This window comes from Actinoallomurus soli, from assembly GCF_024055715.1.
GTDB classification, from domain to species: domain Bacteria; phylum Actinomycetota; class Actinomycetes; order Streptosporangiales; family Streptosporangiaceae; genus Actinoallomurus; species Actinoallomurus soli.
This window is the reverse complement of the sequence record NZ_JAMXMV010000048.1, coordinates 1-12,740: the sequence shown is the minus strand read 5'-3', so window position 1 is coordinate 12,740 and position 12,740 is coordinate 1. Positions and strand designations below refer to the sequence as shown.

Below are 12,740 nucleotides of genomic sequence, written 5' to 3'. Positions count from 1 at the left end.
CCCGTAGACCATCCGCCGCTTCGTCCCCAGGCCGTGACCGGCTTCGCTCGCCCAGGCCGGTGACCGGCTTTGCTCCCTCGGGCCGGTCACCGGCTTCGCCCCCCGTGCCGGCGACCGGCTTCGTCTCGCGGCCGGCTTCGTCGCCCGGCCGGCGACCGGGGGCGCGCCCCGTGCCGGCGACCGGGGTGGCGCCCCGGCCGGCGATCGCCTCAGAGCACGGGTGCGAGCCGGGGGGCACGCCCGATCAGACCGTCTGGGGAACCCGGCTGACGCTGACGCCGGGGTCCAGGACGCGGGACACCGCGTTCGTCAGGGCTTCCACCGGATCGTCACCGACGCCCATGCTGCGCCATGCCACGTGGTTGTCAGGACGCACGAGTACGGCGCCCTCGTCGGAGATCTGCCGGATGGCCTCCCACCCGCCGTCGACGTCGGTGAACTCGGCGCCGTCCCCGATCTGGGCCACGACGATGGGGATCGAGAACCTCTCGGCCACCTGCGCGGCCGCCTCGCACCACGGCGTTCCTCCCGGGCCGGTGAGCAGCGCGAAGTTCGTCGCGGCGCCGGTCAGGTCGTGGGTGGACAGGCGCCGGCCGCCGCGTTCGAGCCAGGCGTGGGGCAGCCGGTGCCCGGGGCGGGTCGTGGGGTGGTACACGTCCCGCATGGGCGCACGGGCCGGCGGCCGGCTGCCGTCCGGGACGACCGCGCCCTCCTCGTAGGCGAATCCGATCTCCACGTCGAGCGCCTGGCAGCCGCCCCGGTGCGTGTGGAACATCTCCTCCGCCCGCGCCCGTACGGTCGCGCCGAGCGGCGACGGGTCGAAATGCGCGGAGATCCGCGCCACCCGGCGCTCCGGCGGCACCCGCTCGCCGAAGCCGATGGCGTCGAGGAGCGCCTGGTGGTGGGTCGCCGCGGACATCGCCCAGTCGATGTTGTGCCTGCCGACGGGCCGCCGCTCCGCCTCATAGCTGTCGAGCAGATTCTCAGGCGCGCGGCCGGTGATGACGGCGGCCAGCTTCCACGCGAGGTTGTGCGCGTCCTGGATCCCGCTGTTCAGGCCGAGCCCGACGGCGGGCGGCTGACGGTGCGCGGCGTCGCCGGCGAGCAGCACCCGTCCGGCACGGTAGCGCTCGGCCAGCAGTGCCTCCACGGTCCAGTACGTCACCCGGTGCAAGGTCACGTCCAGGTCGGGCAGGCCGAGGACCTCGCGGATCCTGGGAATCGCCGTCCGCTCGTCGTAGCGGGTCGGGTCGTTCGGGGAGAAGTGCAGGCCCCACTCCTCACAGCCCTTGCCCCACGTCGGCCCCATCTCGATGAGCGTGCTGGAGAGCCGCGGGTCCTCCGGGTGGAGGAGGTGGGTGAGGAGCGTGCCCTCGTGCCACCACTTCGACAGGTCGGCGGAGAAGTACACGGTCGTGGTGTGCACCAGCCCGTGCAGGCCCTGCATCTCCACGCCGAGCGCGGCGCCGAACGTGCGGCCGCCGTCGGCCGCGATGACGTACTGCGCGACGACCGTGGTGAGCTCTCCGGTCGTGAGGTCGCGGACCTCGGCGATCACGCGGTCGCCCTCGTCGGAGAAGGCGGTCAGTTCGTGGCTGAACAGGACCCGTCCGGGATTGCGCTGCTCGGCGTGGCGGCGCAGGATCGGCTCCAGCCGGAACTGCGGCAGCTTGGAGGGCAGGATCGGCCCGGCCGCCTCGTACGCCTCCTGCAGCGCACCGCCGCCGAAGGCGTCCATCTCATGGATCAGCCGCGCGTCCAGCGGTCCGCCACCGGCGAGGGAGGTCTGCCAGCGGACCTTGCCGAACTTGTCCAGCGGCGCCCCCTGCTCGACCACCTCTTCATCGAGCCCGTGCTGACGGTAGATCTCCATCGTGCGCTGATTGAGGTAGTGCGCCTTCGGGATCCTCGACGTGTCCGCGTGCCGTTCCACCAGCAGATGGCCGATTCCGTGGTCGGACAGGAAGATGGAGGCGGACAGGCCGCATCCGCCGCCGCCCACGATCAGAACCGGAACCTCGACTGTTCCCATGTTCGTCCTTCCGAAAGGTGACAACCCAGAGGTGAGCGTTGGGCGCAGCCTGACGAAGATCTCTGCAATCCCGGTCAAGGACGGGTGGACTCTGCCAGGCGGAACGCGTTCCTCACGGAAGGTCGGCCGCAGCGCGGCGGGCGATCGGTGGCGGTCGTGAAGCTGGGAGCCGGCCGGAGAGGAAGGCGGCCGGCCCCCAGCGGTCCACGGTCAGGTCAGCTGTTGGTAGCGACCTTCCACAGGTAGCCGTCGGGGTCGGCGAAGTAGCCGAAGTACCCGCCCCACTGCGCGCTCTCCGGCTTCCGGACCACGCTGCCGCCGGCGGCCTCGGCCTTGGAGATCACCTCGTCCACCTCCGCGCGGGTCTCGGTGCCGTAGTGGAACGAGACGCCGCGGAATCCGGAACCCTCCGCGGACACGCCCGCGTCCTGCGCGGCGGCGTCCCACTCGTAGAGGGCCAGCGACGAGGAGCCCTCACCGAGGTTGAGCGAGACGAAGTTCGGGTAGTCGGTCTCGATCTCGGCGCCCAGGCCCTCGGCATAGAACTTCTTGGCCCGGGCCATGTCCCGGACTCCGAGCATGATGACGTTCACCTTCGGTGACATCCGCTTCCTCCTTCGTATTCCTGTCCTTCACGGGCCGCCCCGGGCCCCGGCGGCACCGCGGGGCAGAGGCTTTCAGCCGGTGCGAGACTCCGTCGGCTCGCCCGTCTCACCCGTCGACTGGTATGACAGGTGCGGACGGAGGAATGTGACAGATGAGCGAGCACGACTGGCTGACACAGCGCTTCGCCGAGCACCGGAACCGTCTGACGGGCCTGGCGTACAAGATGCTCGGCTCGCGTGGTGACGCCGAGGACGCGGTGCAGGAGGCGTGGCTGCGGGTCAACCGCGCCGACGCCGACAAGGTCGAGAATCCTGCGGGGTGGCTGACCACGGTCGTCGCCCGGGTCTGCCTGAACATGCTGGAGACCCGCCGGGCCCGGCGTGAGGAGCCCGCGGGGGCGGTGCCGCCCGATCCGGCCGTGCCGCACGCCGGCCCCGACCCGGCCGGCCAGGCCGGTCCCGAGGACGAGGCGCTGCTCGCCGACTCGGTCGGTGTCGCGCTGATGGTGGTGCTGGACACGCTGACGCCCGGCGAGCGGCTCGCATTAGTCCTGCACGACGTCTTCGACGTGCCCTTCGGTGAGATCGGCGCCATCATCGACCGCTCCCCCGCGGCCGCCCGGCAACTCGCCAGCCGGGCCCGCCGCCGGGTGCAGGGAGCGGCCGCGGCGTCCGGTTCGGCGAACTCGCGGAAGCGGGAGATCGTCTCCGCCTTCCTGGCGGCCTCCCGGGGCGGGGACTTCTCCGCCCTGCTCGCGCTGCTCGATCCGGGCGCCGTGCTCGTGGCCGACCCGGAGGCCGTTCGGATGGGCGCCCCCGGAGAGGTCCGCGGCGCCGACGCGGTGGCCGCGATGTTCTCCGGACGGGCCGAGGCCGCCCGACCGGCTCTGGTCGACGGTGTTCCGGCGGCCGTCTGGGCGTACCGCGGCCGGCCGAAGGTCGTCTTCAACTTCACCATCACCGACGGGAGGATCACCCGCATCGCCATGGACGCGGAGCCCGACCTGCTCCGCGACCTCGACATCGTCTTCCTGAGCGCGAACGACAAGGAGCGGTGACGCATCTCGAGCAGGACGAGATGCGAGGCCGTGTCGAGCGAGAGCGGGTCGTCCGGCCGGCTGCGGCCGGGCCCACGCGGTGCCCGCCATCTTCACGGCCGACGGCGACGTCTTCTCCTCGCCGACGGACAAGAAGGGCGGCCGGTCGCGGCGGCGGGCCGGCTGACGGTGATGATGTAGGCGAGCACCTCCCGTCCGGGTTCGACCCGCCTGTCCTCCCGCGCGGAGAACCGGCGCCGCCCGCTCCCGTACGGTCTGCCGGGCGGGACGGTCCGGTAGGGCAACCTCCGAGATGGACGCGCTCTGCGCTCGGCGCACGCTAGGAGGCGTGCACGGGGCATACCGGCTCGTGCTCGGCGGCCACGGCGAGGTGCGGATCAGCTCATGAGAATCCTGGTAACGGGGGGCGCCGGTTTCATCGGCTCGCACTACGTGCGGACGCTCCTCAGCGGCGGTTATCCCGGCTACGAAGACGCGCAGGTGACCGTGCTGGACAAGCTCACGTACGCGGGGAACCCGGCGAACCTCGACGCGGTGGCCGGGCGCTTCGAGTTCGTGCGCGGTGACATCTGCGACGCCGGCCTCCTGGCGGAGCTGCTGCCGGGCCACGACGCGGTGCTGAACTTCGCCGCCGAGACGCATGTCGACCGGTCCATCACCGGAGCGGCGGAGTTCGTCACGTCCAACGTGACCGGTGTGCAGGTGCTCCTCGACGGGTGCCTGGCGGCCGGAGTCCCGCGTGTCGTCCACGTGTCCACCGACGAGGTGTACGGGTCGATCGCCGCGGGTTCCTGGACCGAGGACGCGCCGCTGGACCCCAACTCGCCCTATTCGGCGGCGAAGGCGGGCGGGGACCTGCTGGCCATGGCCTACGCGCGTACCCACGGGCTGAACGTGTCGGTCACGCGCTGCTGCAACAACTACGGCCCCCACCAGTACCCGGAGAAGGTCGTCCCGCTGTTCGTCACCAACCTGCTGGACGGCAGGCCGGTCCCGCTGTACGGGGACGGCCTCAACGTGCGCGGGTGGATCCACGTCGACGACCACTGCCGTGGCATCCAGCTGGTCCTCGAGCAGGGACGGCCGGGCCGGGTCTACCACATCGACGGCGACACCGAGTTGTCGAACCGGGAGCTGACCTCGGCGATCCTGGCGGCCTGCGGCGCGTCCTGGGACATGGTCGTGCCGGTCACCGACCGTAAGGGCCACGACCGCCGTTACAGCCTCGACGACTCGCTGCTGCGGTCGATGGGCTACGCGCCGCGGGTGCCGTTCGCCGAGGGTCTCAAGGCCACCGTCGAGTGGTATGCGGACCACCGCGACTGGTGGGCGCCCCTGCACCGGCCCGCGCCGCCCGCCCGGTCCGGTCCCTGAGACGGCCGATCTCCGGCGCGGGCGGCGATGCCCGGCCGGCCTGCTTCCGCATGACGAACGAGAACGATGAAGGTGAGCATGAACGCAGCACCGAATGGTCCGGTGAACACACGGCGGTCCTCCGGGCGGCCGGTGGTCGGGATCTGCGCGCGGACGGCGCCCGTCGCACTCATGGGCGCCCCCCTGACCGTGAGCTTCACGCTGCAGGCGCACGTGGAGTTCCTGGCCTCCGCGGGCTGCGCTCCCCTGCTGGTTCCGCTGCTGCCCGGCGTGGAGCACCTCATCGACCGGCTCGACGGACTGCTGGTGCCGGGCGGCCCGGACGTGGATCCGTCGCTGTACGGGGGCGCCCCGCACTCCAGGACACGCGGAGCCGACGCGGCCGTCGATTCGGCCGAGCTCGCGCTGGTCACGGAGGCGCTCAGGGCCGGTGTGCCCGTCCTCGCCGTCTGCCGCGGCATGCAGCTGCTCAACGTCGGTCTCGGGGGCACGCTGCACCAGCACCTGCCCGAGGTGACGGGGCATGACGGCCATTGCCCGGAGACCGAGGCCTTCACGTTCGGCAGGAACCGCCTGGACCTGAGGCCGGGCAGCCGGATCGCCGGGATCCTCGGCGAGGACTCCCCCGAGGCCGCCTGCCACCACCACCAGGCGATCGACCGGATCGGCGCCGGTCTCACCGCCACGGCCTGGGCGCCGGACGGAGTCGTGGAGGCGGTGGAGGTGACCGATCACCCATTCGCGATCGGCGTGCAGTGGGAGGCCGGTCAGACCGAGGACGAGCGGCTGCACCGCGCGCTCGCCGAAGCGGCCGGGCGCTTCTCCGCCCAGGCGGCCGGCCGTCACCTCGTCGACGGCGGCGGCCTCGTTCGACCGGCGACCTCGCGCGGTTGAACGCCGCCGGGCCGTGTCTGGACGGAATGCGAACTCGAGTCACCACGGCACCGTCGAAGATGCCGGCAGGCCGTACGGCTGTCCACCATGTGGAGTGGACGGAAAGTGGACCACCCGGTGGCGAGCACGGCCATCGGTATTCGCTGTGCCGATACGGACAGGGCGAGGAGGCGGGCCGTGAAGGGAATCATCCTGGCCGGCGGCCATGGCACGCGACTGCACCCCATTACGCTCGGTGTCTCGAAGCAATTGCTTCCGGTTTACGACAAACCAATGATCTACTACCCGCTGTCGGTTCTGATGATGGCGGGCATCACCGAAATTCAGATCATCTCCGCACCGGACGACCTGGAGACATTCCGGAAACTGCTGGGCGACGGCTCCTGGCTCGGCATCTCCCTGAGTTACGCCGAGCAGGACAAGCCCCGGGGAATCGCGGACGCGTTCCTGGTCTCCGCCGACCATGTCGGAGACGACTCCGTCGCCCTGGTGCTGGGCGACAACATCTTCCACGGAGCGGGGTTCGGGACCCTGCTCAACCGGGCCGCGCGAAACGTCGAGGGCTGTGTCCTCTTCGGCCACCCGGTACGGGACCCGCAGCGCTACGGGGTCGGTGAGCTGGACGAGAAGGGCAGGCTCGTCTCGATCGAGGAGAAGCCGGCCAGGCCGCGGACCAATATGGCGATCACCGGGCTCTACCTCTACGACAACCAGGTGGTGGACATCGCCAGAAGACTGCAGCCCTCCGAGCGCGGGGAGCTGGAGATCACGGATGTCAACCGGGTCTATCTGGAGCGGGACGAGGCCACGCTGATACCCCTGGGGCGCGGCTTCGTCTGGCTGGACACGGGAACGCACGACGCCCTCATGGAGGCGGGACAGTACGTCCAGGTCCTGGAGCACCGGCAGGGCGTGCGGATCGCCTGTCTCGAGGAGATCGCCTGGCGCCTGGGATACATCGACCGGGATGAGTTCTATCGCCTCGGCAGTCGTCTGGCGAAATCCGCCTATGGCCGATACATCATGGAAGTGGCCGAATCCGGCTGAGGCAGGTCGTTGACTCCGCCGTCTCACAGAAGGCATATGAATTGCCCATGAGATTCTTGTTCATCGCCACCGGCAGCCAGGCGACCGTCTATGGCGCCGCCCCTCTCGCGGCGGCCGTGCAGAATGCCGGCCATGAGATCCTCATGGCCGGCAACGATCCGTTGATGCGGTTCGCGGAGGCCATCGAAGTGCCCGCGGTCTCCGTCATGCCCGAGCCGATCCGGCACTTCATGAAGAACGGCGACTCGGGGAACGCCCCCAGTCCCTTCCGGGATCTGCGGGAGGAGGAGTCGCTCATCTTCGGCCGGGCCTTCGCCCGGATGGCCGCCGCCGGGCTGGACGCGCTGCTGGACCTGGTGGAGGCCTGGCCCCCCGATCTGGTCGTCGGCGGCTCGATGAGCTACGCGGCGGGGTTGCTCGCCTCCCGGCTCAAGGTCCCCTACGTGCGCCATGCCGAGTATCTCCAGATCCCGATGGCGGAGATCGATCCGATCGCCGAGGAGGGGCTCCGCCCCGACCTGGAGCGCCTGGGGCTGGCGGCCCTGCCGGACCCCGACCTGTTCATCGACGTCTCCCCGCCCTCGCTCCGGCCCGCAGGCGCTCCGGACGCGCAGCCGATGCGCTGGATCCCGAGGAACCCCCAGCGCCGCCTCCAGCCGTGGATGTACACCCGGCCCGAAGGGCGCCCCCGCGTACTGATCACCTCGGGAACGCATTTCCGCATGCTCCCGGCCGACTCCATGCGGCGCCTGGTGGACCGGCTGACCCGGACCGGAGCCGAGGTGCTGATCGCGGCCCCCGAGAAGGCCGCCGAAGAGCTCGGCGGAGACCTCGGCGACGTCCGCGTCGGGTGGATCCCACTCGACGTGGTGGCCCCCACCTGCGACCTGATGGTGCACCACGCGGGCGCGGCCACCGCCATGACGGTCATGACCGCCGGGGTGCCGCAGCTGATCGTCCCGCCGAACTTCCACACGAAGGCCATCGCGCAGGCCCTGACCGACTTCGGGGCGGCGCTGACGGTGCCGCCGGAGCGGGAAGGGAGCGATCAGGACCTGGTGGAGGCGATGGCCGCCGGCTGCCGGGAGATCCTGTCCGCTCCCGGGTACGCCCAGCGGGCGCGGGCCCTCGCCGAGGAGATCGCCTCGCTCCCGACCCCCGCCGAGGTCGTGCGAACGCTGGAGACGCTCGCCGCCCCGTGATCCGACCGCCCCTGACCCGACCGCCCATGACGGTGCCAGCCGCCGGAAACGATTCCGCACCGCGAAGGTGCGACCGGGAGAGCGATATGACGTCCCCTTATCAGGCCAGCGCGCAGTGGGAGAACATCAGCAGACGCTGGGTCACCGAAGACGTGTCGAGGAATCTGGCGCACTTCAAGTCGGGTTCTCCCAACCACAAGATCGCCATCTGGAATCCCACGGCGAACGGGACCCGCTACCTCAAGACCCTGCTCTACAACCTCGCGGCCGGTCTCGACCCCGAGGACTGGTCCAGGCTCCGGCGGATCCGCAACCGCGAGGTAGGCGATCCGTTCAGCGTGACGATCGACGGTGAGAGCGTCTGCCTGGACTATCTGCAGGCGGTGCTCGAACTGCGGTTCGTCGAGAAGGAGATCGACCTCGCGGGCGCGCGCGTCCTGGAGATCGGGGCCGGTTACGGCCGGACGTGCCACGCCATGCTCGGCAACCACGACCTCGCCTCGTATCACATCATCGACCTGCCGAACACGCTCCGCCTCTCCCGGAGCTACCTGCGCGCCACCCTGGACGACAAGCAGTTCGCCAAGGTCACGTTCGTCACCGTGGACGAGATCGACGACGCGCTCGGCCCGCACCGTTTCGACCTGGCCATCAACATCAACTCCCTCACCGAGATGCCTGTGGACACGGTGCGGAACTACCTGTCCCTGATCGATCGCCACTGCGACGCGTTCTACGTCAAGAACCCCGTCGGCAAGTACATGGACAAGAGCCTGGACGGGCACGCGCAGGGTGCGGAGGTCGTGCGCATGGCGATGGAGACCGGGCCGCTGCGGCAGGTGGTCGACATCGACGACAGCCGGGCCGTGCAGGCCGCCGTACCGGAATTCCTCGCCGCCTACCGGCCGGGCGACTCGTGGACCTGCGCCGCGGACGGCTGGGCCGTTCCCTGGACCTTCTTCTGGCAGGCCGTCTACAAGCGCCTGTCTCCCAAGACCCGTTGACCCTGGAGGTAACGAGTGTCGGACAAAGCGGATCTTCGGGCGCTGAGCGACCTGGCGACCCCGTGGAGCGTACGCGTGGTGGTCACCCTGGGCGTCGCCGAGCATATGGCGGCGGGGATCACGAAGATCGACGAGCTGGCCCGGAAGGCGGACTGTGACGCCGAGTCGCTGGCCCGGGTCCTGCGCCACCTGGTGGACAAGGGCCTCTTCCAGGAACCCGCCAAGGGCGAGTTCACCCTCAACGAGGCGGCTCGCGGTCTTTTGCAACCCCGCGTGCGCGGTGGTCTCGATCTCGACGGCTCGGCCGGCAGGCTCGCCGGTGCCTGGAGCGGCCTGCTCACCGCCGTTCGTACGGGCCGCCCTTCGTACGAGACGGTCTTCGGCCGCCCCTGGTGGGAGGACCTGGAGGCCAATCCCGAGATCGCGGCCAGCTATGACGCGCTCATGGGCCGGCAGGGCCGTGGCGTTCCGGATCCCGCGATCCTGGTCGACGACGACTGGGAGGACGTCCGCCACGTCGTCGACGTCGGCGGTGGGACCGGTGCGATGCTGGCCGAGATCCTGCGAGCCCACCCCGGCGTCCGCGGCACCCTCGTCGATCTTCCTCGTACGGTCGCCCGGTCCGGCGAGGTCTTCGAGTCCGCGGGAGTGGCCGACCGCGCCACGGTCAGCGCGCAGAGCTTCCTCGACCCGCTGCCCCCGGGGGCGGACGTCTACCTGCTGGCCTCCGTGCTCCTCGACTGGCCCGACGACCAGGCGACCACGCTGCTGACCCGCTGCGCCGAGGCCGCCGCTCCGAACAACGGCCGCGTCGTCGTGGTCGGTGGCGTGTCGCCCGGAGGGGCGCCCAGCAGGGGCGCCCTCCTGCTGATGGTGATGACCGGCGGCAAGACCCGTAACCTCGACCAGTTCCGCGACCTCGCGGCGAAGGCGGGTCTCACGGTCACGGCGGCCGGCGACGGACCGTCCGGCCGTTTCATCGTCGAGAGCCGGCCGACCTGACCCTTGTCCGGCCGAACCGATCCTTGTCCGGCCGACCTGACCCGCGTCCGCACCAGCCGCCCTCAACCGTGGTGCGAGGAACCTTCGGAACACTCCTGTGCCGAGGGGAACCCGTGTGAAACCGATCCACGGTGCCCACGACGGTCACGATGGAGATTCGGGCATGAAGCAGCAAGTCGATGACCTCGCTCTTTTCGGCGGACCCGCGGCATTCCTGCAACCACTCTTCGTAGGACGGCCGAGCATCGGTGACCGGTCGCGTTTCCTGGAACGAATGAACTGGGCGCTGGACAACCAGTGGCTCACCAACGGCGGCCCGCTGCTCCGGGAGTTCGAGGAGCGCGTGGCGGACCTGGCCGGCGTGCGCAACTGCGTGGCGACCTGCAACGCGACCACGGCACTGCAGCTGATGTACCTGGCCATGGGGCTGTCCGGCGAGGTCATCATGCCCTCGATGACCTTCATCGCCACCGCGCACGCCGCCCGGATGGTCGGCCTGAGACCGGTGTTCTGCGACATCGATCCGGCCACCGGGTGCATCGACCCGCGGGAGGCGGAGGCCGCGGTCACCTCCCGTACGTCCGCGGTGGTCGGCGTTCATCTGTACGGGCGGCCCAGCCCCATCGACGAGCTGGAGAAGGTCACGGTCAAGCACGGCCTGAAGCTGGCCTTCGACGCGGCGCACGCGCTGGGCTGCACCTACCAGGGCCGGCGCATCGGCGGCTTCGGGACCGCCGAGGTGTTCAGCTTCCACGCCACGAAAGTGGTCAACAGCTTCGAGGGCGGCGCCATCGTCACCGACGACGACGGCCTCGCACAGCTCCTCCGCTCGCTGAACGCCTTCGGCACCGGAGCCGGCGGCCGCACCGAGCGGATCGGCACCAACGCCAAGATGAGCGAGGCCGCCGCGGCGATGGGACTGACCTCGCTCGACGCGTTCGACGCGACCGTACGGCACAACCGCGCCAACCACGCGCTCTACCGGTCCGAGCTGCTCGGGGTGGAGGGCGTCTCGGTCTTCTCCTTCGACGAGGAGGAGAGCCCCAACTGCCAGTACGTCGTGGTCCAGATCGACGAGGCCGTCGCCGGCGTCCACCGTGACCTGCTGATGCAGGTGCTCAGAGCGGAGAACGTCGTCCCGCAGCGCTACTTCTCGCCCGCCTGTCATCAGGTCGAGCCGTACCGGTCGGAGTGTCCCGTCGAGCTGCCGCACACCGAGCGCATGGCGGACCAGGTGCTCGTCCTGCCGACCGGGCCCGCCGTCTCCGGAGAGGACATCCGGCGGGTCTGCGACGTCGTACGGTGCGCGGTCACCAGGGGACGGCAGGTGACCGAACGGTTCCATCGTCGGGCGGACCAGGCGACCGCGTCACGCTGACGCGCCCCTCACGGAAGGCGTTCCTGTCATGAGAATACTGTTCACCGCCGGCGGCAGCCAGGCGACCGTCTTCTCCGTCGCCCCTCTCGCGACGGCCGCGCGGAACGCGGGACATGAGATCCTCCTGGCCGCCGAGGAGCCGCTTCTGGGAGCCGCGGCGGCCATCGCGCTCCCCGCGGTCCCCACGCCCGAGCCGAGGAACACCTCCGCCCGGCTGGACGCGCTGGTGAACCTGGCGCAGGACTGGCCCCCGGATCTGGTCATCGGCGGCACGCTGAGCCATGTGGCCGGCATGCTCGCCGCTCATCTCAAGATCCCGTACGCGCGCCAGGCCTGGGAGATCGGCCCGATGCCGCCGGAGTTCGCCCGGAGGATCGCGGAGGGGATCCGGCCCGACCTGGACCGCCTCGGGCTGGCGAGCCTGCCGGACCCCAACCTGTTCCTCGACGTCTGCCCGCCCTCGCTGCGGCCCGCGGACGCCCCGGACGCGCAGCCGATGCGCTGGATCCCGAGGAACCCCCAGCGCCGTCTCGAGCCCTGGATGTACACCCGGGCGCAGGGGCGGCCCCGCGTCCTGATCACGTCGGGAACCCGCGTCCGCATGCTCTCCGGTGGCTCCACGCGGCGTCTGGTGGACCGGCTGACCCGGACCGGGGCCGAGGTGCTGATCGCGGCCTCCGAGGAGACCGCCGCGGAGCTCGGCGGGGAGCTGGGTGACGTCCGCGTCGGCTGGATCCCGCTCGACGTGGTGGCCCCCACCTGCGACCTGGCGGTGCATCACGGAGGCGGGGCGACCGCCATGACCGTCATGAACGCCGGGGTGCCGCAGCTGTTCCTCCCCGAGAACGGCTACGCGAAGGCCATCGCGCGGGCGGTGTCCGGCTCCGGCGCCGCGCTCACGGTGCCGCTGGAGCGGGAAGGGGCCGATGAGGACCTGGTCGACGCGATCGCGGCCGGCTGCCAGGAGATCCTCTCCACCCCTTCGTACACGCAGCGGGCGCGGGCCCTCGCCGAGGAGATCGCCACGCTCCCGACCCCCGCCGAGGTCGTGCGCACGCTGGAGGCGCTGGCGGCCCCGTGATCCGGCCGCCCCTGACCCGACCGCCCGGGACGGTGCCAGCCGCCGGACACGCTGCCGCACCGC

Annotated in this window: 11 protein-coding genes; 9 read left to right on the top strand and 2 right to left on the bottom strand. The window is 70.8% G+C overall.

Annotated features, from left to right (window positions below; all coding sequences use genetic code 11):
• Positions 1-244: 244 nt before the first annotated feature.
• Positions 245-2,032, bottom strand: a complete 1,788-nt coding sequence (locus NDW01_RS42325; protein ID WP_252830324.1) for an FAD-dependent monooxygenase — start codon at positions 2,030-2,032, stop codon at positions 245-247.
• Positions 2,033-2,247: 215 nt separating this feature from the next.
• Complete coding sequence (locus NDW01_RS42320) at positions 2,248-2,637, bottom strand: VOC family protein (protein WP_252830323.1); 390 nt, start codon at positions 2,635-2,637, stop codon at positions 2,248-2,250.
• A 152-nt stretch (positions 2,638-2,789) separates the two neighbouring features.
• Between NDW01_RS42320 and NDW01_RS42315 the strand changes: the two genes are divergently transcribed.
• From NDW01_RS42315 to NDW01_RS42275, 9 genes are all read left to right on the top strand, one after another.
• Positions 2,790-3,695, top strand: a complete 906-nt coding sequence (locus tag NDW01_RS42315; RefSeq protein WP_252830322.1) for a sigma-70 family RNA polymerase sigma factor — start codon at positions 2,790-2,792, stop codon at positions 3,693-3,695.
• A gap of 384 nt (positions 3,696-4,079) precedes the next feature.
• Positions 4,080-5,069 (top strand): dTDP-glucose 4,6-dehydratase, encoded by a 990-nt coding sequence (gene rfbB, locus NDW01_RS42310; protein ID WP_252830321.1) that lies wholly within the window; start codon positions 4,080-4,082, stop codon positions 5,067-5,069.
• A 102-nt stretch (positions 5,070-5,171) separates the two neighbouring features.
• Positions 5,172-5,963 (top strand): gamma-glutamyl-gamma-aminobutyrate hydrolase family protein, encoded by a 792-nt coding sequence (locus tag NDW01_RS42305; protein WP_252830320.1) that lies wholly within the window; start codon positions 5,172-5,174, stop codon positions 5,961-5,963.
• Positions 5,964-6,140: 177 nt separating this feature from the next.
• Positions 6,141-7,010 carry a glucose-1-phosphate thymidylyltransferase RfbA gene (rfbA, locus tag NDW01_RS42300; protein WP_252830319.1) on the top strand — a complete coding sequence of 290 codons (870 nt, stop codon included), beginning with the start codon at positions 6,141-6,143 and terminating at the stop codon, positions 7,008-7,010.
• A gap of 47 nt (positions 7,011-7,057) precedes the next feature.
• Positions 7,058-8,212 carry a nucleotide disphospho-sugar-binding domain-containing protein gene (locus tag NDW01_RS42295; RefSeq protein ID WP_252830318.1) on the top strand — a complete coding sequence of 385 codons (1,155 nt, stop codon included), beginning with the start codon at positions 7,058-7,060 and terminating at the stop codon, positions 8,210-8,212.
• A gap of 86 nt (positions 8,213-8,298) precedes the next feature.
• Entirely contained in the window at positions 8,299-9,216 is a 918-nt protein-coding gene (locus NDW01_RS42290; RefSeq protein WP_252830317.1) for a putative sugar O-methyltransferase, read from the top strand.
• Between the two features lie 15 nt (positions 9,217-9,231).
• On the top strand, positions 9,232-10,218 hold the full coding sequence (locus NDW01_RS42285; RefSeq protein WP_252830316.1) for a methyltransferase: 987 nt from the start codon (positions 9,232-9,234) through the stop codon (positions 10,216-10,218).
• A 163-nt stretch (positions 10,219-10,381) separates the two neighbouring features.
• A complete protein-coding gene (locus NDW01_RS42280; protein WP_252830315.1) occupies positions 10,382-11,596 on the top strand; it encodes a dTDP-4-dehydro-6-deoxyglucose aminotransferase in 1,215 nt (404 codons plus the stop codon).
• Between the two features lie 28 nt (positions 11,597-11,624).
• Complete coding sequence (locus NDW01_RS42275) at positions 11,625-12,677, top strand: nucleotide disphospho-sugar-binding domain-containing protein (protein WP_252830314.1); 1,053 nt, start codon at positions 11,625-11,627, stop codon at positions 12,675-12,677.
• Positions 12,678-12,740: the final 63 nt, after the last annotated feature.